The sequence below is a fragment of the Bacillus sp. N12A5 genome, assembly GCF_026790125.1.
Lineage (GTDB): Bacteria > Bacillota > Bacilli > Bacillales > Bacillaceae > Bacillus.
On sequence record NZ_JALAMR010000002.1, the window covers coordinates 494,854 to 516,617 of the forward strand.

General features: G+C 42.7%; 24 protein-coding genes. 14 read left to right on the plus strand and 10 right to left on the minus strand.

Features of this window, described 5'->3' with window-relative positions; genetic code table 11:
• Positions 1-9: 9 nt before the first annotated feature.
• Positions 10-648: a YktB family protein gene (locus MOC09_RS02955; protein ID WP_268360048.1), complete on the minus strand. Its 639-nt coding sequence runs from the start codon at positions 646-648 to the stop codon at positions 10-12.
• Positions 649-887: 239 nt separating this feature from the next.
• On the opposite strand from MOC09_RS02955, the gene MOC09_RS02960 reads away from it, so the two are divergent.
• From MOC09_RS02960 to MOC09_RS02970, 3 genes are all read left to right on the plus strand, one after another.
• A complete protein-coding gene (locus tag MOC09_RS02960) occupies positions 888-1,076 on the plus strand; it encodes a hypothetical protein (RefSeq protein ID WP_009967148.1) in 189 nt (62 codons plus the stop codon).
• Positions 1,077-1,213: 137 nt separating this feature from the next.
• A complete protein-coding gene (gene suhB / locus MOC09_RS02965) occupies positions 1,214-2,011 on the plus strand; it encodes an inositol-1-monophosphatase (RefSeq protein ID WP_268360047.1) in 798 nt (265 codons plus the stop codon).
• Positions 2,012-2,036: 25 nt separating this feature from the next.
• Positions 2,037-2,465 carry a GNAT family N-acetyltransferase gene (locus tag MOC09_RS02970; RefSeq protein WP_268360049.1) on the plus strand — a complete coding sequence of 143 codons (429 nt, stop codon included), beginning with the start codon at positions 2,037-2,039 and terminating at the stop codon, positions 2,463-2,465.
• Positions 2,466-2,527: 62 nt separating this feature from the next.
• Here the strand turns inward: MOC09_RS02970 and MOC09_RS02975 are convergent, their stop codons facing one another.
• The 4 genes from MOC09_RS02975 to nprE all read right to left on the minus strand — a co-directional run bounded on the left by MOC09_RS02975 (position 2,528) and on the right by nprE (position 5,714).
• Entirely contained in the window at positions 2,528-3,442 is a 915-nt protein-coding gene (locus MOC09_RS02975; RefSeq protein WP_268369499.1) for a class I SAM-dependent methyltransferase, read from the minus strand.
• A gap of 168 nt (positions 3,443-3,610) precedes the next feature.
• Complete coding sequence (locus tag MOC09_RS02980; RefSeq protein ID WP_268360045.1) at positions 3,611-3,784, minus strand: alpha/beta hydrolase family protein; 174 nt, start codon at positions 3,782-3,784, stop codon at positions 3,611-3,613.
• A gap of 176 nt (positions 3,785-3,960) precedes the next feature.
• Positions 3,961-4,170 (minus strand): hypothetical protein, encoded by a 210-nt coding sequence (locus MOC09_RS20150; protein WP_311766267.1) that lies wholly within the window; start codon positions 4,168-4,170, stop codon positions 3,961-3,963.
• Entirely contained in the window at positions 4,149-5,714 is a 1,566-nt protein-coding gene (gene nprE / locus MOC09_RS02985; protein ID WP_268360044.1) for a neutral metalloprotease NprE, read from the minus strand. Before nprE ends, MOC09_RS20150 begins: the two co-directional genes overlap by 22 nt.
• A gap of 271 nt (positions 5,715-5,985) precedes the next feature.
• Here nprE and MOC09_RS02990 point away from each other — a divergent pair, with 271 nt between their 5' ends.
• From MOC09_RS02990 to MOC09_RS03005, 4 genes are read left to right on the plus strand one after another with little or no spacing between them, the layout of a single operon-like run.
• Positions 5,986-7,923 carry a hypothetical protein gene (locus tag MOC09_RS02990; protein WP_268369502.1) on the plus strand — a complete coding sequence of 646 codons (1,938 nt, stop codon included), beginning with the start codon at positions 5,986-5,988 and terminating at the stop codon, positions 7,921-7,923.
• A complete protein-coding gene (locus MOC09_RS02995) occupies positions 7,913-8,182 on the plus strand; it encodes a hypothetical protein (protein ID WP_268360042.1) in 270 nt (89 codons plus the stop codon). Before MOC09_RS02990 ends, MOC09_RS02995 begins: the two co-directional genes overlap by 11 nt.
• Positions 8,182-8,703, plus strand: coding sequence for an RNA polymerase sigma factor YlaC (gene ylaC / locus MOC09_RS03000; protein ID WP_268360041.1), 522 nt, complete (start codon positions 8,182-8,184; stop codon positions 8,701-8,703). Before MOC09_RS02995 ends, ylaC begins: the two co-directional genes overlap by 1 nt.
• A complete protein-coding gene (locus MOC09_RS03005) occupies positions 8,700-8,993 on the plus strand; it encodes an anti-sigma factor family protein (RefSeq protein ID WP_268360040.1) in 294 nt (97 codons plus the stop codon). The genes ylaC and MOC09_RS03005 overlap by 4 nt, the downstream gene beginning before the upstream one ends.
• A 40-nt stretch (positions 8,994-9,033) precedes the next feature.
• On the opposite strand, the gene MOC09_RS03010 is transcribed toward MOC09_RS03005, so the two are convergent.
• Together MOC09_RS03010 and MOC09_RS03015 are read right to left on the minus strand one after the other, a co-directional pair.
• On the minus strand, positions 9,034-9,645 hold the full coding sequence (locus MOC09_RS03010; RefSeq protein WP_268360039.1) for a hypothetical protein: 612 nt from the start codon (positions 9,643-9,645) through the stop codon (positions 9,034-9,036).
• 273 nt (positions 9,646-9,918) lie between these two features.
• Positions 9,919-10,107, minus strand: coding sequence for a YlaF family protein (locus MOC09_RS03015; protein ID WP_268360038.1), 189 nt, complete (start codon positions 10,105-10,107; stop codon positions 9,919-9,921).
• A gap of 112 nt (positions 10,108-10,219) precedes the next feature.
• Between MOC09_RS03015 and typA the strand changes: the two genes are divergently transcribed.
• Positions 10,220-12,058, plus strand: a complete 1,839-nt coding sequence (gene typA / locus MOC09_RS03020; RefSeq protein ID WP_268369504.1) for a translational GTPase TypA — start codon at positions 10,220-10,222, stop codon at positions 12,056-12,058.
• A gap of 56 nt (positions 12,059-12,114) precedes the next feature.
• Positions 12,115-12,432, plus strand: a complete 318-nt coding sequence (locus tag MOC09_RS03025) for a YlaH-like family protein (protein ID WP_003232274.1) — start codon at positions 12,115-12,117, stop codon at positions 12,430-12,432.
• Between the two features lie 56 nt (positions 12,433-12,488).
• Here the strand turns inward: MOC09_RS03025 and MOC09_RS03030 are convergent, their stop codons facing one another.
• Together MOC09_RS03030 and MOC09_RS03035 are read right to left on the minus strand one after the other, a co-directional pair.
• Positions 12,489-12,698 carry a YlaI family protein gene (locus MOC09_RS03030; protein WP_268360037.1) on the minus strand — a complete coding sequence of 70 codons (210 nt, stop codon included), beginning with the start codon at positions 12,696-12,698 and terminating at the stop codon, positions 12,489-12,491.
• Positions 12,699-12,780: 82 nt separating this feature from the next.
• Positions 12,781-13,410 (minus strand): YhcN/YlaJ family sporulation lipoprotein, encoded by a 630-nt coding sequence (locus MOC09_RS03035; protein ID WP_268369506.1) that lies wholly within the window; start codon positions 13,408-13,410, stop codon positions 12,781-12,783.
• A 155-nt stretch (positions 13,411-13,565) separates the two neighbouring features.
• Here MOC09_RS03035 and MOC09_RS03040 point away from each other — a divergent pair, with 155 nt between their 5' ends.
• Positions 13,566-14,894 carry a PhoH family protein gene (locus MOC09_RS03040; RefSeq protein ID WP_268360035.1) on the plus strand — a complete coding sequence of 443 codons (1,329 nt, stop codon included), beginning with the start codon at positions 13,566-13,568 and terminating at the stop codon, positions 14,892-14,894.
• Between the two features lie 2 nt (positions 14,895-14,896).
• Here the strand turns inward: MOC09_RS03040 and MOC09_RS03045 are convergent, their stop codons facing one another.
• Positions 14,897-15,382 (minus strand): peptidyl-prolyl cis-trans isomerase, encoded by a 486-nt coding sequence (locus MOC09_RS03045; RefSeq protein WP_268369508.1) that lies wholly within the window; start codon positions 15,380-15,382, stop codon positions 14,897-14,899.
• 102 nt (positions 15,383-15,484) lie between these two features.
• On the opposite strand from MOC09_RS03045, the gene glsA reads away from it, so the two are divergent.
• From glsA to pyc, 4 genes are all read left to right on the plus strand, one after another.
• On the plus strand, positions 15,485-16,414 hold the full coding sequence (glsA, locus tag MOC09_RS03050; protein WP_268369510.1) for a glutaminase A: 930 nt from the start codon (positions 15,485-15,487) through the stop codon (positions 16,412-16,414).
• Positions 16,415-16,511: 97 nt separating this feature from the next.
• Entirely contained in the window at positions 16,512-16,793 is a 282-nt protein-coding gene (locus tag MOC09_RS03055; protein WP_003245286.1) for a YlaN family protein, read from the plus strand.
• A 206-nt stretch (positions 16,794-16,999) separates the two neighbouring features.
• Positions 17,000-18,211, plus strand: a complete 1,212-nt coding sequence (gene ftsW / locus MOC09_RS03060) for a cell division protein FtsW (protein WP_268369512.1) — start codon at positions 17,000-17,002, stop codon at positions 18,209-18,211.
• A gap of 74 nt (positions 18,212-18,285) precedes the next feature.
• On the plus strand, positions 18,286-21,732 hold the full coding sequence (gene pyc / locus MOC09_RS03065) for a pyruvate carboxylase (protein WP_268369513.1): 3,447 nt from the start codon (positions 18,286-18,288) through the stop codon (positions 21,730-21,732).
• The last annotated feature ends 32 nt before the right edge of the window (positions 21,733-21,764 follow it).

Genomic DNA, 21,764 nt, shown 5'->3' on the forward strand with positions numbered 1-21,764 from the left:
TGCTCTTTTTTATGCTTGCGATACGTTTTGGGTGAAACGGTACAGAAAAGCAAGCTGCTTGAAGGCATCGTTGATACGCTGAAGGAATTCCTGGTTATTCATATTTAGCACTTCTTCTTTTTGAAGCTGGATGCCGCACAACAGCTCGGCTTTCTTTATAGTCTGCAAACGCTCAAACAGTGTCTTCAGCTGTTCCTTATCCATTTCAGACTGCTTATGTACGTCCGGTTTTGTGTGATCTGCGGACCAAACGAAGCTGTCAGGAATATTTTTTGTAATGGTTTCCTGATTCGCTTCAAGCAATTTGCCGTATTCTTCTTTAATAGGGGATTCATAAATAATCGCAAACCACACAAATACGTGGCTTTCCCATAAGCCAATCTGAAAATGCGGCAGTTTTTTATAGCCTCTTTTGCTGTTTGCGAATGCCACCCAGCTGTCAGCAGGTGGATTGACAGATCTTCTTGCGTGCTTTGCCACATGCGGAAACATTTCATCTCCGGTTAGAGCTGATAAAGTTGGGGCGAAGTGTTCGCCCAGAGCTGTCAGCTTCGGACGGACCGTCTCTTTTAATACCTCCATGCGCGCGTCTAAGCCTTCTATTGTAAAGGTGTTAAAGTCTTCTTCTGTAAAACGCATTTGTGTCATGATTTTCCTCCTTCATGCTAAGTAAACATATTTTATCACAGTTAGGACGAGCCGCAAAAAGATTGAGTGCGTTTGAAGAGAGGGGAAATGTGGTAATAAATGAGTAGGTAAACACACAATTTTCAGAATCATGTTGCACGTAAATAGAACAATCATACGATATAAGAAGTAATCATTGTTGATTGGCAAAATGGGATGCTTTTTTACAAACAAATGATCTCTGGAAGGGGCGAAAGACAATGAGGCAAGTTGTGAAAGAGGGATTTAAGGAAGAGAAAAACAATCGTGTAGCTGTCTGGAGACTAGAGGTTGATTATGAATTGGCAACCCTATATGAAGCAATGCAAAAAGAAAATGAAGAACAGATTGAACAAAGCAAAAACAAACTAGAGCGACTTAGAAAAGAATGGATTCGTCTTAACGGGTAAAAAGCGATAGTAAAAACGAACCGCATGAATGGTTCGTTTTTACGTGAGAAGGGATATTTTTCATTTTCCTTGCTTTTTCACCGCCGTTATCAGTATCCTATAAAATAAAGGTCTACATAGAAGAGAGGTACACACGAATGACAAATTGGACGGAAATTGATGAATTTGCAAAGAAATGGGTTAGGGAAGCAGGCGCGAGAATTAAACAATCCATGCATGAGAGCCTGACAATTGAAACGAAATCAAATCCGAATGATTTAGTCACCAATATTGACAAAGAAACGGAAAAGTTTTTCATTGACCGCATTCAAGAAACGTTTCCGGGACACCGCATTCTCGGTGAAGAAGGACAAGGCGATAAGCTTCACTCACTGGAGGGGGTCGTCTGGATTATTGATCCGATTGACGGGACGATGAATTTTGTGCACCAGCAAAGAAATTTTGCGATTTCAATCGGAATTTTTGAAAACGGCAAAGGGAAAATCGGATTAATTTATGATGTGGTGCATGATGAGCTGTATCACGCATTTAACGGTAAAGGAGCTTATATGAATGAAACGAAACTGGCTCCTTTAAAAGAAACCGTCATTGAGGAAGCGATTCTTGCCATTAATGCGACATGGGTAACGGAAAACAGAAGAATCGATCAAAGTGTCTTGGCGCCCCTAGTGAAAAGAGTCAGAGGTACACGCTCCTACGGCTCTGCCGCTTTAGAGCTGGCAAACGTCGCGGCAGGAAGAATAGATGCTTACATCACGATGCGGCTTGCGCCGTGGGATTATGCAGCCGGCTGTGTGCTGTTAAATGAAGTTGGAGGCATTTATACGACTATTGAGGGAGAGCCGTTTACCTTTTTAGAAAATCACAGTGTCCTGGCCGGAAACCCAGCTATACATAAAACGATATTTGAAGAGTACCTTCATGCTGGAAAGTAGGTCCTTTGAACAGGAGGACCTCAGCCTGTTAGAGAAGCTCGCGGAGGCTCATCCTGTATGGAAAGAGGAGGAGTTTGGGGAAAAGGACGCTGAACGTTATATGATCTCCTACTCCATGTACAATGGATCATGGCTTGTATGGGAAAAAGCCGGTCAGCCTGTTGCCATCAGCTATCATCTTGAGTGGGCGCCTTCCAATGGAAAGCCGTGGCTTGGAACGGTGCTGGTCGACCCGGCCGAAGAAAAAAAGGGACATGCGAGGATGATCATTGAACAGATCAGCAAATCGCTCAGAGGCAAACATAAAGCGATGTTTGCGGCCGTTCCCATTGACCGCACTGAATGGATACTGTTTTTGAGCCAATGCGGGTTTGAACAGCTGAAAACGGAGAAAGATGATAGAGGCAAATCATTTATGATCCTTGTGAAGCCTTTAGCGGAAGCTGCCGGATGATGTCGGCAGCTTATTTTTATAAAAGCCTCCCGAAAATGGGGAGGCGTCTTTTGAATAAAACGTTATTTTTTCACAGCATGGATAAAATGAATCGTTTCAAACGCTGACAAATCGTCCGTTCGATTACAAAAGAAACGGTCATTAATGTCGTCCGGTGATAAATGTTCATAGATCAGTAAGCCTGATAACTCTAACATTTGTTGAATGTCTTGATAAGTAAAACACGATTTCATCGGTTCCCCGCTGGCGGCAGCCATCTTCACCATATGTTCAACTCGATTTGACGTTCCTTTTGCCGTAAACAACGTTTCGTCCGCATAATCAAAAACGATTGAGCTTCCTGGCGGGACTTTTGAAAATAAATGACTGATCAAGCTTGCGTTTTCTTCTCGCGTTAAATAATAAGAGACGCCCAGAAGGCTGAAGAATGATTTGGTGTTTTCAAATCCTTCATCTATAAGAGGCTGATATGAAAACGTTTTGGTAAAATCCATAGGAACAAAGTGAAGGTGCCTTGGGATTGTCAGATTTGCATCCTTCAGCTTATTTTTTTTGAATTGCTGTGAAGCTGGATGGTCAACTTCGAACACATTCAAGCTGTTTTCCAATTCAGGATGGCGAAAGCAGAAGGTATCCAGCCCGGCTCCAAGTATGACATACTGTTTTGCTCCCAGCATCAATTCGTTGTGTAATACGTTTTCGCAATACGCGGCGCGTGCTAAGGGTGTAGGCGACAGCTGGATGTGGGTAACCCATTTTAATATGTTTTCAGGATCGTGTTGCAGACGTTCGGCGATCTCTTTGTTGAAAAACGATATTCCTTGAATCATATTTTCGCTGATGGTTGTAAACTCTTTTTCATTAATGAGGTCTTTTGCAATAAAATCATCAAAAATGAGAGGCGAATCATATTGGCTGTGATACGCACGGGCAAAAGCTGAAATCAAAGACGTTAAGCTGGACTCTTTTTTCCTCATGAAATGATCCTCCAATAAAAAAATAAGATTCCCCTGGCCAGGAGAATCTTATTATACATACAAATATGACAATAGTAAATTATAGCATAAATAAAAATTTTTGTCAATAATATCACTCTTTTTTTCTATCGTATGCTTTCAGTTATTTCACATGGTTGCGTTCCTTCTTTAGGTGAGAATTAAAAAATCATTTACAATGTTAAGAGTATGGTGCTGGGTAAAACCGATATGTCCGGCACCCTTAATCTTATACATCGTGGCATTGTGGCCTGTTTTTGTTAGTGCATGATAAAATTCAGCACTTTGCTCATATGGAACGACGTCATCCTGATCTCCATGCATAATAAGTATTGGCGGTGCCTAAGCGATGTACCTATTCAATAGGGCTGGCTTTTCTGGCTTTTTCCTTATGTTCCTGAATTCCCCGCCAATGAGCTTGGATTCAGGAGAATGAGGGGAGTCATTGGTCAAAAATAGACGGATATCGGCTCATTGTCAGTCAATCGGTCGGCCCAAACCTATCTGCATTGGCCTGCACTTTTGCTCGATACATGGGGATATTCCCGGTTTCCATTGAATTCTCTTAATCCTGCAGTTAATCCGAGTAAAAGAGCCAGGTGTTCTCCAGAAGAATCTCCCCATACTCCGATATTTTGCGGATCAATAATGAAAAAAAGCCTGAGGGATCTCAGGCTTTTTGCTATTATTACAATCCAACAGCATTCCAGGCTGCTTCAACTTTAGCGGCATCAGTTGAGCCGTAAAGGTCACGGGCAGACTGAATGAGAGCTGCCTTGGCATCTTTGAACGTTGAAGAAGGCGTGAGGTATGTTGTTAACGCACGGTAATAGATTTGCTGTGATTTAGATACACCAAGCTTTGTAATGGTGTTGTAAGCGGCTTTGTTTGGAATTCCGCTGTTTGTGTGTACGCCGCCGTAATCACCTTCATCTGTGTTTGGAAGGTTTTGATAATCGGCGTAATTGTCAGGTTGATCGTATTTTGTCGGATTGGACAGGCTGCGGAGAGCAGGCTGGCTGACTGTAATGTCTTCACCGATGTCCCAGTCTTCTGTATCGTTAAAGTAGCCGAATACGTCAGAGAATGATTCGTTTAATGCTCCCGGCTGATTTTCATAAATCAAGTTGGCTGTTTCTTGAGTGACGCCATGAGTCATTTCATGCGCCGTCACATCTAATGAACCGGAAAGCGGAGAGAAGAAGGAACCGTCGCCGTCACCGTAAATCATTTGGTCGCCTATCCAGGCAGCATTGTTGTACTTGGTGCCGTAATGAACGGAAGAAACGATTTTACTGCCTTTATTATCATAGCTGTTTCGTTTAAAGTTTGAATAAAAATAATCGTACACTTTACCGAGGTTATAGTGTGCGTCAACAGCTGCCCGCTGTGATGAAGATGTAAATGTTTTCGTTGTGCTTGAGACAAGCGTGCCCGGAAGGCGGCTTTGTCTGTTTTGCAAGTCATATGTGATGATTTGGGTGCCTGTTGGTTTTGAAAGATCTCTTAGAACGTATTTTCCGCTTTCATATGAGATGTTCAAAGGAACAGTTGCGCCCTTTAGAGTTGTTCCGCTTCCAGTCGCGGCGGCATGTTCTACTTTATTTTGCTTTTTTAAAATGCTGCCTGTTTCAGCGTCAACCAAAACTTCCCAGTTAGCAGGTTCAGGCTCGACATAGCGAATTGTCACGTCGTAAGCAAGGCGATAGCTGCCGTCCTTTGTTTCTACAGCTTTTAATTCAGCTTTATCGCTGTTTTTGACCGCTCCGTTAGAGACAGCGTCTGGTGATTTGCCGATAGCTTTGAAAGCAAGTGCCAGCGCTTTTTCAGAGGAGACTTTTTGGCTGTTTTCTGTTTTTGCAGCAGATTGATTGTGTAATTCACCATTGACCGCATAGACATTGTCGGATTTATCGACGTGAACGATCACTTGCGAATCTTTAATCGGCACTCCGTTAACGACAGGCGCATATCGGAAGTGCTTGTACCCAAGGGCATCAGTCGTGCTTTCAACAAGCTTCAGCCTTTTGGCAGGATCACCTTTAAAAATGGTGCGGTTCTTTTTCAAAAACTGTTTGACAGCCTTGTCATTTGGTGCAGATAGCTCTGATTGAGCAATTGCGTTTTTGGAGAGGAAATTTGTTTGATTCTCTTTAAGCTGATGACCTTCAGCAGCCTGAGCACCAGGAAGGCTGATTGATAAACTCATAAACGAAGCAGCGACAGCAACAGATAATTTCTTGCCTAAACCCACATTAAATCCCCCTTTTTGAAAATACTGAAAAATCTTTATATTGTTATATTAAACTAGCATTCTGGAATACTCAACAAAAACTAACATAACTAGACAAAATTGATAGAATTGTCCTGCGTTTATTTTTGCTGAATAATATCCAGATGAGCCAAGTGTCATGTGATGGTTCATTGCAAGTGTTATGGGGAAGAAAAGAAACTTTTATTTCTTATTGAAACTTTTGGGCAAACCGTCTGTCTAACCGAATGAGGCCTTAATAAGAAGTAAAGGATTGTTGTTCGTGTTGGATATATTCAGTCATTATGTATTGCATTTCGAACGTTATTTTATCTTAAGCAGACAAAGCACTTTGCTGATCCAGTGGTTGATTGTTGTTCTGGCGGGCTTATATGTTGTGGTGCACCATTTCAAGATAAACCGGTACCGCACAATGTTCTTAGCTGGTGTCTTATTGCGAATTGTGCTGTTGGTTGGGGTGTCTGTTGAACTCATTCATCAGGTGCAGGCAACAAATTTTACTAGTGCTTACTTAAGAGAGGACGGCAATGAACTGCTGCCGCTGGTGCATTTTTTGTTATACGGGTATGTGCTGCTAACGGCTTTTCACTATATGCTGATGCCTCGTGACCATGGCGGGAAAGGCATGTTTTATACGTTCGATCTGGCCGTTGTCAGTTTGCCGATCGTACAAATGATATTCAGTTTCTTTTCTTATTGGAAGGAATATCCTGATGGGATCGAGCCAATTGGATTTGTGTTCCTGTTTTTCATCATCATTCTTCCGATTGTTTTGAATGTACTGTTTTTCAAGCTGTACTGGAGAACAAACAAGATTTTACTAAGTTTATTTTATACGCTGATTATCGGACTGCTCGTTTTGCTGCTTGTCCCATTTTCCGGGCAAATCTCCATTGATTATGGTGCAACGTTGCCATATACGATTTATTTGGCAATGGCTGGATTTTTGATGAGCTATCATCTGTTCCAAAAGTCAGGCAAGTTTTATATACGTATGAATAAGTGGCTGACGACGGCTGTTATTGTGTTTTTTGTCTTGCTTTTAAATCCGATATATAACGTAGGAACCGTTGCTTTTGCTATCTCAAAGCCGATAAATGTCCATGATTCATTCAATTTTGTCGGGGAGCACATTTCATCTGAAAAAGCGGAACAGATTGTGAAGTCATTTTTTCCTACAGATGAGACATTATATTTGCACGATACAAAAATGGATGTGCATTATTTCTACTCATTTGAAAGCAAGGGCTATAAAGCTGAGATAGATGAAGTATCACAGCTGATTCGTAATTATGAGTACTTAAAAAAAGCGCATGGGAAAAAGCTAACGAATCAGGAGTATAAGCGGAAGTCCATGGCTTTCCTTGAGCGGCACGGACGTGTGTTAAATAAAGATCATATCGAAACAAAGGTATCTAATGAGGACGGCCAGACAGTGGTACGTATATACCTGAAAAATCGACTTCATAAAAAAGATAATGCTGATGATGGCACGGTATTTTATTGGGAAAAGGAAACCTTAATGGGGTTTAGTGAAGATCCTTCGATTTATCAGCTTGACTCTCTTCTGCATGTTCATATCACAGAACAAGACATTCACGATAAAGTGGAACAAATGTTTATAGCGCTGAACAGATCAAAACAGCCTTATCAGATCACTGATATTGAAAGCGATAGCCTGCTCGGAACTATAGTGCGTGTTGAAACGAAAGATGGAATTGTGTTGGAATTTGAAGGCGAATCCGGTTGTTTACATAGCCTTTCGCTTCCAATGAAAAAGAATATCTTACTGGCTAACAGCCGGATGCAGCGACAGATATTATCGGTCTTCGATGCTCGTGGATCAGAAAAGAAGAAAAAAAGCCAGAGTGACATGGTGATGTATACTGATTCTTCTAAAACATATGAGTTTTTTGAAGATCAAGGTCAGCTAAACGTTTATGTGTACAGTGATACACCCAATCACCCGTTCCCATATACGTATCGTAATGGAACACTGGCTTATGAAAAAGTAGTTTCTCTATATCAAGATGTCATTTACAAAAAACGTATGCGCCCAATTATCGTTCAAAGAGGGAATGAACGCCATTATGCATGGCTGATCATTATTCAGCCGTTCGGGTCAAACCGCCATGATGCATACGTCGTGGATGGAGAAACACAAGAGGTGAAAAGTCTTTATGAACGATAAAGAAAAAGAGTCTGTTTTTTTAGATTTATATGACCTATATAAAGAAGGAGAGCTAGAGGACGAATCAATGGAATGGATGAAACAGCACCAACCGTTATATCAAAAGAATGCGGAAAGCTTGAAGAGTGAAGCTTATTCAAATAGAAGCCCTGGTGCTGAAGAAGAGAGCCAAATCAGACATATGAAAGTATACATGTCTTCCATGTATATCTGTTTCATTTTATTGGCCATTTGGATGACAGTGTGGTTTTACTTTTAATGAAACATAGGGATTCTATTGAAGACTTGTATCGACAGTATTACCAAGAAATTTTGAATTATTTATTTCGAAGGACGCATCACCTTGAAACAGCCAAGGACTTGGCGCAGGACACATTTGTGAAAGCACTTAACGGCCTGGTTTCGTTTAGGGGGCATTCTTCCATCAGAACGTGGCTTTACACCATTGCGCATCACACATTTGTCAATTGGTACCGAAGGGATGTCAAATATCAATTTACTGATATCAGCAAAAATGACGGATTAACACAAACAACTTATGAGCAGCCTGAACAGTATCTGTCACGGACGGTAAAAAGTGAAACCCTAAGGCGGGAGCTTTTACAGTTAAAAGATCAGCATCAATCCGTTTTGATTTTAAGAGAATTCCAAGAGCTCTCGTATGAAGAAATCGCTGAGATATTGGGATGGAGCCTTTCAAAGGTGAAAACTACCCTGCACCGTGCCAGATTGGAGCTAAAGAAAAACATGATGAAGAGAAGAGAGGAGGAGCGGATATGACCTGCTTTCTAGTAAGAGACCTGCTTCCTCTGTATCTTGAAGGTGATTGTAGAAAAGAAACGGAACACATCATTGAAGAGCATTTAAAGAGCTGCAGCAGTTGCAGAGAAATGTTTGACATGATGTCTGAGCCTTTTGAATTGGAGGGTGAACAGGCCGTTGAAGAGACTTTTTTGCCGGAAGAAGAACTACGGTTTAAACAGAGGTATTACGGTTTGCTGATCGTTAAAGCTGCCTGCGGGTTTGGAGCGGCGGTCGCCGTGATGCTGATCATCAAACTGCTGATATAAAGAAAAGCGCTTGCCGAAATCGGGCAAGCGCCGTTTTAGATTACACTTGGGGATGAACCATTTCGTAGATTGCAGCAAGCTGTTCTTGGGATAGCGTACTGAAGAGTTTTTCGTAAACGTCAGCTTGCAGAGGTGTCGCACCTGCTTGTACCGCTGCATCTTTATCATAACTGTACACACCGTCTTGTAATACAATGGCTGCTTGAAGAATGTGAATCTTTAGGGAAGCAGCAGAGAAAAATTGTTCAAGAGCGAGTGCCTCTTTTTCTGTGAAGCCAAGTTCAACTGCTTTTTCAGTATCAAATTTGTAATTTCCATCTTCAACATACACACATTGTGAAACGACGCTGAAAAACTCTGATGTCGACTCCCATAATGTTGCGATTACTTGAGCCTCTTCTTTTGTCATTCCTAACTCAACAGCTTTCTCGCTGTCAAAATAATACACACCGTCTTGTTCGTATATACATTGATTTAATATATCAATAAATGTATTGAGATCTTCGTTTGTGATTGTCTGGTGCTGAACATGGACAGACGTGTTATCAGCCAGAGTTTTTGCGCTGGCTGCATCAGGGCCGAACGTTAATAGAGCAGCTGAAGTCATTGCGGCAGTCGATAAAATAGCTTTTTTTACAAATGTTTTCTTCATGATTTCTTCTCTCCTTTTATCGATTTGTGTTACAGATTCCATTATAGGGAGAGATTGGCGGAAGAAAAATAGGCTCTATGGTATTTTATGTATATCTTTGTCGAACTACTTTTTGCCGTACGCATATGTAGTCGTTAGAACGATTGTCTATGTATGAATGCTGTTTTGCATCTTCTCGACTAAGAAACGGGGGAGATAAGACTTAAAGAAATGAAAAACACCGCATTCTTTGCGGTGTTTTTTGATTACAATGTATACTGCGGGGCAATGCTTTTAATCAAGCAAGCCTTGCTCACGCATTTTCTTTTTTAATGTAAAGCCGCCGCCCATAACAGCACAAACAAGTATAATGCTGGCGATAATGCCTAAAGCGCTTTTTTCAGCGATAAAGACGCCGATCAGCATAATGCTGAAAACCGCTGCAAATGCAAATAATAAGAAAAGCCAATTCAATTTTTTCATATTTTCCATCCCCTTTTACGTCTTATCATAAGTTTACAGAAAAACGTGACGCTTTTAAAGTGGATGTGTGATATAATATGAAAGTTATCTAATTTTATTAGGAGATGAAAAAGTGAAACTTCGAAATGATCTTCGCAACATCGCGATTATTGCCCACGTTGACCATGGGAAAACGACTCTGGTCGATCAGCTTTTACATCAAGCTGGTACGTTCCGTGCCAACGAACAAGTTGCTGAACGCGCAATGGATTCTAATGATCTTGAACGCGAACGCGGCATTACAATTTTGGCGAAAAATACTGCGATTAACTATAAAGATACACGCATCAATATTTTGGATACCCCTGGACACGCAGACTTTGGGGGAGAAGTAGAACGGATTATGAAAATGGTTGACGGCGTAGTGCTTGTCGTTGACGCCTATGAAGGCTGCATGCCTCAAACTCGTTTCGTTCTGAAAAAAGCTCTTGAGCAAAACCTGAACCCGGTTGTTGTTGTAAACAAAATTGACCGTGACTTTGCCCGCCCTGAGGAAGTTATCGATGAAGTTCTTGATCTGTTTATTGAGCTTGATGCCAATGAAGAGCAGCTCGAATTCCCAGTCGTATACGCTTCAGCGATTAATGGAACAGCGAGTCTTGATCCGAAACAGCAGGATGAAAACATGGAAGCTTTATATGAAACGATTATTAAGCATGTTCCGGCACCTGTTGATAATGCAGAGGAGCCGCTTCAATTCCAAGTTGCCCTTCTTGACTACAATGACTATGTAGGACGTATCGGAATCGGTCGCGTATTCCGCGGCACGATGAAAGTCGGTCAGCAGGTTTCTCTTATGAAGCTTGACGGAACGGCTAAGTCATTCCGTGTAACAAAGATTTTCGGTTTCCAAGGCTTAAAGCGTGTGGAAATTGACGAAGCAAAAGCGGGAGACCTCGTTGCGGTTTCCGGTATGGAAGATATCAACGTTGGTGAAACAGTCTGTCCTGTGGACCATCAAGATCCGCTTCCGGTGCTTCGCATTGATGAGCCGACACTTCAAATGACATTTGTCGTGAATAACAGTCCGTTTGCAGGTCGTGAAGGTAAATATGTAACGGCCCGCAAAATTGAAGAGCGTCTTCAGTCACAGCTTCAGACGGATGTGAGCTTGCGTGTTGAGCCAACAGCTTCTCCTGATGCTTGGGTTGTTTCCGGACGCGGTGAGCTGCACTTGTCCATTTTAATTGAAAATATGCGCCGTGAAGGCTATGAGCTTCAAGTTTCAAAACCTGAGGTTATCATCAAAGAAATCGACGGCGTACGCTGTGAGCCTGTTGAGCGTGTGCAAATCGATGTTCCTGAAGAGCATACAGGCTCTGTCATGGAATCAATGGGTGCCCGAAAAGGCGAAATGGTTGATATGATCAACAACGGTAACGGCCAAGTTCGTCTTATCTTTACAGTTCCTTCCCGCGGATTGATCGGTTACTCCACCGAGTTCCTATCATTAACACGCGGATTCGGTATTTTGAACCATACGTTTGACAGCTACCAGCCGATGCAGGCGGGCCAAGTCGGCGGACGCCGTCAAGGTGTGCTTGTGTCAATGGAAAACGGAAAAGCGACATCTTACGGTATCCAAGGAATTGAAGACCGCGGTGTCATCTTCGTTGAGCCGGGTACTGAAGTATATGAAGGAATGATCGTTGGAGAGCATAACCGTGACAACGACCTCGTTGTTAACGTCAGCAAAATGAAACAGCAGACGAACGTCCGCTCTGCGACAAAAGATCAGACAACTACAATTAAAAAAGCGCGCATTATGTCTCTTGAGGAATCTCTAGAGTACTTAAACGAAGATGAATACTGTGAAGTAACGCCTGAATCCATTCGTTTAAGAAAGAAAATCCTCAATAAAAACGAACGTGAAAAAGCAGCGAAAAAGAAAAAAACAGCAGGATTGTCTTAATCTCTTGCAGAATTTGAAAAGATAGAACCCGCACGTTTGCAGGGGAGGGAATCTTTTTGAATGACGTAAGCGAACGCCTGTCGTTCTTCGCCGCTCTATATCAAGTAGACCGGCAGCCTGCGGCAGGCATGTGGCTCTTGTACGGCACGATTTTTGTGTTGGCCGTTATTGTATTTAAGCTTGGATTTGCAAAACGGCTACCGGTGTTAAAATCAGCAGTGGTGTATGTATTTCTAGCTTTAGGCTGCACTGTTTTGACCTTTTTAGGAGTGTTTTTGCCCGTGGCAGAGGGATTGGTCGTCGCTGCGCTGATTTTAATCATTTACAAAATTCGGCTGTATCAGTCGAAGAAGGGGCAGTCTGCCAAATCATAAAAAGACTCAGCTGAAAAGCTGAGTCTTTTTTGTTTTTGTATGGTAAAGCGGCTGCTTTATTTTTTAACTTTTTCTTTCTTTTGCTGTCCCGGATGAAAAGTGAATTTTCCCGTTTTCAGCCGTTCTTCTGTTTTCTGGGCAATCCTGTCATGGCATTCCTTGCACATATATGTATGGATTGGGCGGTTTCGAAGCCGTTTCGCGATCAGGGTATCATCATCAATTGTTTCAATTTTATCGCAAATAGAACATTTGACCCTCATCATATCACCTCTTTCACTAACATGTATTATAGCATGGATCAGAAGCTGTCCAAAATAAGAAAAAGCTAAAGCGCGAGGCTATAGCTTAATCATTGTTGTTCTTTTTCATATGATGGTCAGATTGATCGTTCTGCTCCTGCTCCATTTTCTGCTGCTGCTTTCTGTTTAATTGGTCATTTTGCTGCTTTGTTTGCGGTTCGTCTTCATCGTCAATGACATCGTTAGGCACTTCCGGAAGCACTCGGCCGACAATTGCAGCCAATTCATCTAATATGCCGGTCACCGGACGGCCTTCACTGATTTCTTTGCTCATTTCATTCAGGCGGCTGACCGTATCTGGATCAGCAATGACAACTGCGTTGGCGCCGTATCGATCATTTTTCAGAGCCTGGGCAACAGAATATTTAATCGTTTCCACCTTGCTCCTGTCCAAAGTATCATCGACATCAATTCCCACAACGGCATATCCTCCGAGCACAACGGCTGTTGCATCCTTAACATCAGGGATTTTTTCGGCAACGCTGACAAGATGCTTGGCAATATCCCTTCTTGCTCCATTGTCTTTTGTCTCCTGAGTTGTGTCCTTTACGTGAATCGGTTTGGTTTCCTGCTGTCTTGTTGATTCATTTTCAACATTTTGATCCTGTCTTCCTTGCTGGTAGGCACATGCGGACAGAATAAGCGTCAGCTGTATGATAATGAAAAGAATTCGCACTTGCGGGTTCCCTCCTTGAGATGCATTCATAATTTTATTGTTGAATTAACCTTCTATCTTTATGCACAAAATCATATATTTTAGCAGGCATTCACCTTTTTTACATCGTAAGAGAAGCAGGAAGAACTTTGACCCTTATATCAGGAGGCTGAGACTTGAGTAAAATTTATGTGTTAGATACGAATGTGTTATTACAGGATCCTAACGCGATATTTTCTTTTGAAGAAAATGAGGTTGTCATCCCTGCTGTTGTATTAGAAGAGGTTGATTCAAAAAAACGGTATATGGACGAAGTTGGGAGGAATGCAAGGCACGTATCTAAGCTGATCGATGCGCTAAGGCAAAAGGGCAGGCTGCATGAGCAAGTTCCGCTTCACACCGGCGGCACACTTAGAATTGAACTGAATCATCGTTCGTTTCATCAGCTGCAAGAGATCTTTATTGAAAAGACGAACGATAATCGTATATTGGCTGTTGCGAAAAACTTAAGCCTCGAGGAAGAAACGAAGGAAGATGGCAGGCCTGTTATCCTCGTCAGCAAGGATGTATTGGTCAGAGTGAAAGCGGACGCGATCGGATTGCTTGCCGAAGATTTTTTAAATGACCGGGTTGTGGACAATGATGAAATGTACAGCGGCTATAAAGATTTATATATCAGCCAGCAGCTGTTCAGCTCTTTTTATGGGAAAAATCAAATTTCAGTAAACGATGTGAAACAGCACGCATTTTATCCGAATCAATTCGCATTAATGAAGGATGAGCTGGGAGGGTCTTCCTCAGCGGTTGGAATTGCAGATAAAACGGGCACGGTCTTAAAAAGGCTTGTTTTTGATGATGAGCATGTATGGGGAATCAGGCCGAAAAATGTACAGCAGACTATGGCATTAGAGCTTTTGCTGCGTGAGGATATTCCGCTCGTCACCCTGATCGGAAAAGCAGGAACCGGAAAAACGCTTTTAGCATTGGCGGCGGGGCTATTACAGACAGAAGACTTGGGAATATATAAAAAACTCGTCGTCGCAAGACCCATTGTTCCTGTTGGCAAGGACATCGGATACTTGCCGGGTGAAAAAGAGGAAAAGCTTAAGCCTTGGATGCAGCCGATTTTTGACAACTTAGAGTTTTTGTTTAATGCGAAGAAACCGGGAGAGCTTGAGGCCATTCTGTCCGGTATTGGCTCAATTCAGGTTGAGGCGCTGACTTATATTAGGGGAAGAAGTATTCCGGATCAATTTATTATTATTGATGAAGCGCAAAATTTGACCAGGCATGAAGTGAAAACGCTGCTGACGAGAGTCGGTGAGGGCAGTAAAATTGTCTTAATGGGCGACCCTGAACAAATTGATCACCCATATTTAGACAGTCTGAACAATGGCTTAGCCTATGTGGTTGAGCGGTTTAAAGGACAACCCATCTCAGGCAGCGTGAAGCTGTTAAAAGGTGAGAGGTCTGGTCTCGCCCAGCTTGCCGCCGACCTGCTGTAGCGCTATACGATTTCAATCTCTTTTATATGGGTGATCGGCTGTTCGTGATCAACTGGATCGTCAAAGTAAATATGAACAGGGCCGCCTACTTGAATCGGCTTGCCTGCCTCACTGAAATGGACAATACTGTTCAGAGCGGTTGCAAGAGGAACGGCCGCCTTTCCCGAACTTGTGACAAATACGCATTGTGTCGCGGAGCTGCGCGGCTCGGCATTTTTCAGCACAGTCCCAAGCTTCATTGCGAAACTGCCGTCCATCAGTTTTTGCTTTTCGTATTGTTTTTCCGTCTTTAATGTCGGAGGCGCAATCCGCCCTTCTCTGATCACGCGTTCTGGATCAAGATCGGATTCATCTCCGGATGATTGTAAATGTGTCTCTTGACCGTCCCCCTTGCGGTCAAACGAAAATTTGCGGTCATCAAAAATCCATACGCTCGGATCAATGGTGATCGGATATGTAACATTGCCTTTTACTTGTATAACACTCATGTTATGACCCCCTTCTCCCAAAATTATAAAAGTTTTCGCATGAATTGTCACTTTGTGTACAAATTATGTGTATTGAAATGCTCAGGGAGCGGGGGTGGTAGCGTGGTATGCCGGCATAATGACGAGCTTGAAGCCTTAGTGAAAGAGGCAAAAAAGGTGACGGATAAGGGGGAGGTAGCCAGCTATATTCCCGCTTTGGCAAAAGCTGATAAGCATGATCTGTCAGTGGCGATTTATTATTCCAATAATGCTTGTCTGTCAGCGGGTGACGTAGAAAAAACGTTTACGCTTCAAAGTATATCAAAAGTCCTCTCACTTGCATTGGTGTTAATGGAATACGGCAAAGATAAGGTCTTCAGCTATGTCGGACAGGAGCCGACCGGTGATCCGTTTAATTCAATCATCAAGCTGGAAACAGTGAATCCGAGCAAGCCGTTAAACCCTATGATCAATGCCGGGGCACTGGTAGTGACAAGCTTGATTAAAGGGGAAACGGTGAAAGAAAGACTTAATTATTTGCTTTCTTTTATCAGAAGGCTGACAAACAATCAAGAGATTACATACTGCCGGGAAGTTGCTGAATCCGAATACAGCACGTCAATGATTAATCGGGCAATGTGTTATTATATGAAGCAGTACGGCATCTTTGAAGATGATGTAGAAGCTGTAATGGATTTATATACGAAGCAATGTGCGATTGAGATGAACAGTCTGGACTTGGCGAAAATCGGATCTGTATTTGCGCTGAACGGCAGACACCCTGAGACTGGGGAGCAAGTGATCTCAAAAGATGTCGCGAGAATTTGCAAAACGTTTATGGTGACGTGCGGAATGTACAATGCAAGCGGGGAATTTGCGATTAAGGTCGGAATACCTGCAAAAAGCGGGGTATCCGGAGGGATTATGGGCATTTCGCCTTACGATTTCGGGATCGGGATTTTCGGCCCGGCATTGGATGAAAAAGGGAACAGCATTGCAGGTGTAAAGCTTTTGAAAATAATGTCTGAGAGGTACAGGCTGAGTATTTTTTAATTTATGTCATCTGCTTAAATCCTCTTGCATTTTCTGCTGATACCCTTTATGATAAATAGAAGAATTAGGTACTCGCCTGGGGAACGGAGGGATACTTTTGGCTTCAGAGATGATAGTTGACCATCGGCAAAAAGCTTTTGAGCTCTTAAAAGTTGACGCTGAGAAGATTTTGAAGCTGATCCGAGTACAAATGGATAACTTAACGATGCCTCAATGTCCTCTATATGAAGAGGTATTAGATACTCAAATGTTCGGGCTTTCGAGGGAAATCGATTTTGCTGTCCGCCTGGGATTGGTTGATGAAAAAGACGGTAAAGACCTTTTATACACATTGGAGCGCGAATTGTCAGCTTTACATGACGCGTTTACAGCTAAATAAATGATAAAACTCAAACTTTTTAACAGTTTGGGTTTTTTTATAACCGCTATTCTTCTCTTATCCCTTTCATGACGGTCTTTTTTTGCATTTTCCTTCCGAATCGTATAGAGATTCTTCGTCTCGTCTGATAAATTGTAGTAAAATAAAAAAATAGAAATACATAAAAACCATAGACAATGGAAGTTTGAAGCAGGGAAGAGGATGTTATGTTAAAAAAAATGCTAAAATCTTATGATTACTCACTGATATTCGCTATTGTTTTGTTGTGCGGATTCGGTTTAGTGATGGTATACAGCTCTAGCATGATTACGGCTGTCTCTCGATATGGGGTTAGCAGTAATTTTTTCTTCATGCGGCAGCTGTTTGCTTTAATTGCGGGTGGTGCTCTTTTTATTCTTATGGCTTTGTTTCCTTACAAAGCACTGGCCCACCAAAAGTTTCAGAAGGGGATACTGCTTGTTTCTGTACTCGCACTTATCTCCCTGTTTGTATTCGGGCATGTTGCCGGAAACGCGCAAAGCTGGTTTAAAATTGGCGGAATGAGTATTCAGCCGGGGGAATTTGTTAAGCTGGTCGTGATTTTATATCTTGCAGCAGTATATGCCAAAAAACAAAGCTATATTGACCATCTGTTGACGGGAGTGGCCCCTCCGGTAGTCATGACGCTAGTTATTTGCGGTTTAATTGCCATGCAGCCAGATTTCGGTACAGCCATGATCATCGGCTTAATTGCGACTTGCATGATCTTGTGTTCCGGATTCAGCGGAAAGACGCTGATGAGGCTTGTGTTGCTGGGCGGAATTGTTTTGATTTTAGTGAGTCCTATTATCTATTTGAATCAGGACAAAATTTTAACTGAAGGCCGTTTAGCGCGTTTTGAAAGCCTTGAAGACCCATTTAAATATGCAAATTCATCAGGCTTACAAGTAATCAATTCTTACTATGCGATAGGCTCAGGCGGCATTTTCGGTCTGGGACTCGGTGAAAGTATCCAAAAATACGGATATCTGCCTGAATCGCACACTGACTTTATTATGGCTGTCATTGCTGAAGAACTCGGTATTTTTGGGGTACTGTTTGTGATTTTCCTGTTGGGGTTTATCGTCATAAAAGGCTTTTATATAGCCAGAAAATGCGAGGATCCGTTTGGAAGTCTTCTAGCAATCGGCATTTCGAGCATGATTGCCATACAATCGTTTATTAACCTTGGCGGTGTCAGCGGATTAATTCCGATTACCGGGGTTACGCTGCCATTTATCAGTTATGGGGGCTCTTCTTTAGTGCTGCTGCTGGGGAGTATGGGGATACTAGCGAATATCAGCATGTTTGTGAAATATTCAGAGAATAAGAAAAAGAGAGAGCCCTTGGCGCCGAAGGGAATGAAAAAGAAACAGCTCAAAAAAACTGTTTATCTGTAAAAAACAAGTGTGTACAGGGGAAGGATATTCCGCTATGATAGATTATATTCCATTCGGGTAAGGGGGAGAAAAGTTTGTCTCAGCAATCGATACAAAAAGTATTAGTAGCAAACAGGGGAGAAATTGCAATCCGAATATTCCGGGCATGTACCGAGTTAAATATTCGCACAGTTGCCGTCTATTCAAAAGAAGATTCCGGTTCCTATCATCGGTATAAAGCAGATGAAGCATACCTGGTCGGTGAAGGGAAAAAACCAATTGATGCTTACCTGGATATTGAAGGTATCATTGATATTGCGAAAAGAAACAAAGTTGATGCGATTCATCCGGGATACGGTTTCTTATCTGAAAATATTCATTTCGCAAAACGATGCGAAGAAGAAGGCATTGTGTTCATTGGTCCAAAATCCGAACATCTAGATATGTTTGGTGACAAGGTAAAAGCGCGTGAGCAGGCAGAAAAAGCCGGCATTCCTGTTATTCCGGGAAGCGACGGCCCTGCAGAAACGCTCGAAGCTGTCGAACAATTTGGACGAGCTAACGGTTATCCGATTATCATCAAAGCTTCGCTTGGCGGCGGAGGCCGGGGTATGCGGATTGTCAGATCTGAAAGTGAAGTCAAAGAAGCATATGAGCGTGCAAAATCAGAGGCAAAAGCAGCTTTTGGCAATGACGAAGTATATGTAGAAAAATTGATTGAAAATCCGAAACATATTGAGGTTCAGGTTATTGGAGACAAGCAGGGCAATGTCGTCCACCTTTTTGAGAGGGATTGCTCTGTTCAAAGACGCCACCAGAAAGTTATTGAAGTGGCACCGAGTGTCTCGCTTTCTCCTGAATTAAGAGATCAGATTTGTGAAGCGGCTGTTGCGCTAGCGAAAAATGTAAATTATATAAACGCGGGTACGGTTGAATTCCTTGTTGCAAACAATGAGTTCTACTTTATCGAAGTAAACCCTCGTGTACAAGTTGAACATACGATTACAGAAATGATTACAGGTGTCGATATCGTTCAAACGCAGATCCTTGTTGCCCAAGGGCACAGCCTTCACAGCAAAAAAGTAAATATTCCTGAACAAAAGGACATTTTCACAATCGGCTATGCCATTCAGTCACGGGTGACGACTGAGGATCCGCAAAATGATTTCATGCCTGATACAGGAAAAATTATGGCTTATCGCTCAGGCGGCGGTTTTGGTGTCCGGCTTGATACAGGAAACAGCTTCCAAGGCGCCGTGATCACACCGTATTATGATTCACTGCTTGTTAAGCTTTCAACTTGGGCTTTGACGTTTGAACAGGCGGCGGCCAAAATGGTCCGAAACCTTCAGGAGTTTAGAATCAGAGGCATTAAAACGAACATTCCGTTCCTTGAGAACGTTGCAAAGCATGAGAAGTTCCTGACAGGACAATATGATACGTCTTTCATTGATACAACACCTGAATTATTTATTTTCCCTAAACAGAAAGACCGCGGAACGAAAATGCTCACTTACATCGGCAATGTGACCGTGAACGGGTTCCCTGGAATCGGGAAAAAAGAAAAACCGGCGTTTGACAAGCCGATAAACGTAAAAGTAGACGTTGATCAGCAGCCTGCGAGAGGCACAAAACAAATTCTCGATGAAAAGGGTGCTGAAGGGCTTGCAAAATGGGTTAAGGAACAAAAATCGGTCCTTTTAACAGATACGACATTCAGGGATGCCCACCAATCGTTATTGGCGACGAGATTCAGATCGCATGATTTGAAAAAAATCGCGAATCCGACGGCTGCGTTATGGCCTGAGCTATTCAGCATGGAAATGTGGGGAGGCGCAACCTTCGATGTAGCTTACCGATTCCTGAAAGAAGACCCGTGGAAACGTTTGGAGGACCTTCGCAAGGAAGTGCCGAATACCTTATTCCAGATGCTGCTTCGTTCATCAAACGCAGTCGGCTATACGAATTATCCGGACAATGTGATTAAAGAATTTGTGAAACAATCTGCTCAATCCGGTATTGATGTGTTCCGTATATTCGACAGCTTAAATTGGGTAAAGGGTATGACCTTAGCCATTGATGCTGTTCGCGATACCGGCAAAGTGGCAGAAGCTGCGATTTGTTATACTGGAGATATCCTTGACAAGAACCGCACGAAATATGATCTTGCTTATTATACGTCGATGGCGAAGGAGCTTGAGGCTGCCGGAGCCCATATTCTCGGAATTAAAGATATGGCTGGACTGTTAAAACCGCAGGCTGCATATGAACTCGTTTCTGCGTTGAAAGAGTCGATCGATATTCCGGTTCACCTACATACGCATGATACGAGCGGCAACGGTATTTATATGTATGCAAAAGCTGTTGAAGCCGGCGTTGATATCATTGATGTGGCGGTCAGCTCAATGGCGGGATTAACGTCACAGCCTAGCGCGAGCGGTTTTTACCATGCAATGGAAGGTGATGCCCGCCGTCCGGAAATGAATGTTCAAAACGTTGAATTGCTGTCTCAGTATTGGGAATCAGTACGTAAATACTATAGTGAATTTGAAAGCGGAATGAAGTCTCCGCATACTGAAATTTATGAGCACGAAATGCCTGGAGGCCAATACAGCAACCTGCAGCAGCAGGCGAAGGGAGTAGGCCTTGGCGACCGCTGGAATGAAGTCAAAGAAATGTACAGACGCGTCAACGATATGTTTGGTGATATCGTGAAGGTCACGCCTTCCTCTAAAGTAGTCGGAGACATGGCGCTCTATATGGTGCAAAACAATCTGACTGAAAAGGACGTTTACGAAAAAGGCGAGTCATTAGATTTCCCTGATTCTGTAGTGGAGCTTTTCAAAGGTAATATCGGCCAGCCTCATGGCGGATTCCCGGAAAAACTCCAAAAGCTGGTCTTAAAAGGACAGGAACCGATTACGGTCAGACCGGGAGAACTGTTAGAGCCGGTATCCTTTGAAGCGATCAAACAGGAATTTAAAGAGCAGCATAACTTGGAGATTTCTGATCAAGATGCTGTGGCATATGCCCTTTATCCTAAAGTCTTCTCCGAGTATGTGAAAACTGCGGAAAGCTATGGAGACATTTCTGTGTTAGATACGCCGACATTCTTCTATGGCATGACTTTAGGTGAAGAAATAGAAGTGGAAATTGAGCGCGGGAAAACGCTGATTGTCAAGCTGATTTCAATCGGTGAGCCGCAGCCTGATGCCACTCGTGTCGTTTATTTCGAACTGAACGGACAGCCGCGTGAGGTTGTTATTAAAGATGAAAGCATCAAGTCTTCCGTTCAGGAAAGGCTGAAAGCGGACCGGACAAATCCAAGCCACATCGCAGCTTCCATGCCTGGAACGGTTATTAAGGTATTGACTGAAGCAGGCACAAAAGTAAATAAAGGTGATCATTTGATGATCAATGAAGCGATGAAAATGGAAACAACGGTTCAGGCGCCTTTCTCAGGAACAATCAAGCAGGTTCATGTGAAAAATGGCGAGCCGATCCAAACGGGAGATCTGCTTCTCGAAATTGAAAAAGCATAATCAATCGGAGTGTATATCATTTGATATACACT

What these genes read in the sequence shown, in the direction of transcription:
- MOC09_RS02955 (WP_268360048.1), bottom strand. Translation starts at nt 648, where the DNA reads ATGACACAAATGCGTTTTACAGAAGAAGACTTTAACACCTTTACAATA.
- MOC09_RS02960 (WP_009967148.1), top strand. Translation starts at nt 888, where the DNA reads ATGAGGCAAGTTGTGAAAGAGGGATTTAAGGAAGAGAAAAACAATCGT.
- suhB (WP_268360047.1), top strand. Translation starts at nt 1,214, where the DNA reads ATGACAAATTGGACGGAAATTGATGAATTTGCAAAGAAATGGGTTAGG.
- MOC09_RS02975 (WP_268369499.1), bottom strand. Translation starts at nt 3,442, where the DNA reads ATGAGGAAAAAAGAGTCCAGCTTAACGTCTTTGATTTCAGCTTTTGCC.
- MOC09_RS02980 (WP_268360045.1), bottom strand. Translation starts at nt 3,784, where the DNA reads ATGCATGGAGATCAGGATGACGTCGTTCCATATGAGCAAAGTGCTGAA.
- MOC09_RS02995 (WP_268360042.1), top strand. Translation starts at nt 7,913, where the DNA reads ATGAACGATAAAGAAAAAGAGTCTGTTTTTTTAGATTTATATGACCTA.
- ylaC (WP_268360041.1), top strand. Translation starts at nt 8,182, where the DNA reads ATGAAACATAGGGATTCTATTGAAGACTTGTATCGACAGTATTACCAA.
- MOC09_RS03005 (WP_268360040.1), top strand. Translation starts at nt 8,700, where the DNA reads ATGACCTGCTTTCTAGTAAGAGACCTGCTTCCTCTGTATCTTGAAGGT.
- MOC09_RS03010 (WP_268360039.1), bottom strand. Translation starts at nt 9,645, where the DNA reads ATGAAGAAAACATTTGTAAAAAAAGCTATTTTATCGACTGCCGCAATG.
- MOC09_RS03015 (WP_268360038.1), bottom strand. Translation starts at nt 10,107, where the DNA reads ATGAAAAAATTGAATTGGCTTTTCTTATTATTTGCATTTGCAGCGGTT.
- MOC09_RS03030 (WP_268360037.1), bottom strand. Translation starts at nt 12,698, where the DNA reads ATGATGAGGGTCAAATGTTCTATTTGCGATAAAATTGAAACAATTGAT.
- MOC09_RS03045 (WP_268369508.1), bottom strand. Translation starts at nt 15,382, where the DNA reads ATGAGTGTTATACAAGTAAAAGGCAATGTTACATATCCGATCACCATT.
- ftsW (WP_268369512.1), top strand. Translation starts at nt 17,000, where the DNA reads ATGTTAAAAAAAATGCTAAAATCTTATGATTACTCACTGATATTCGCT.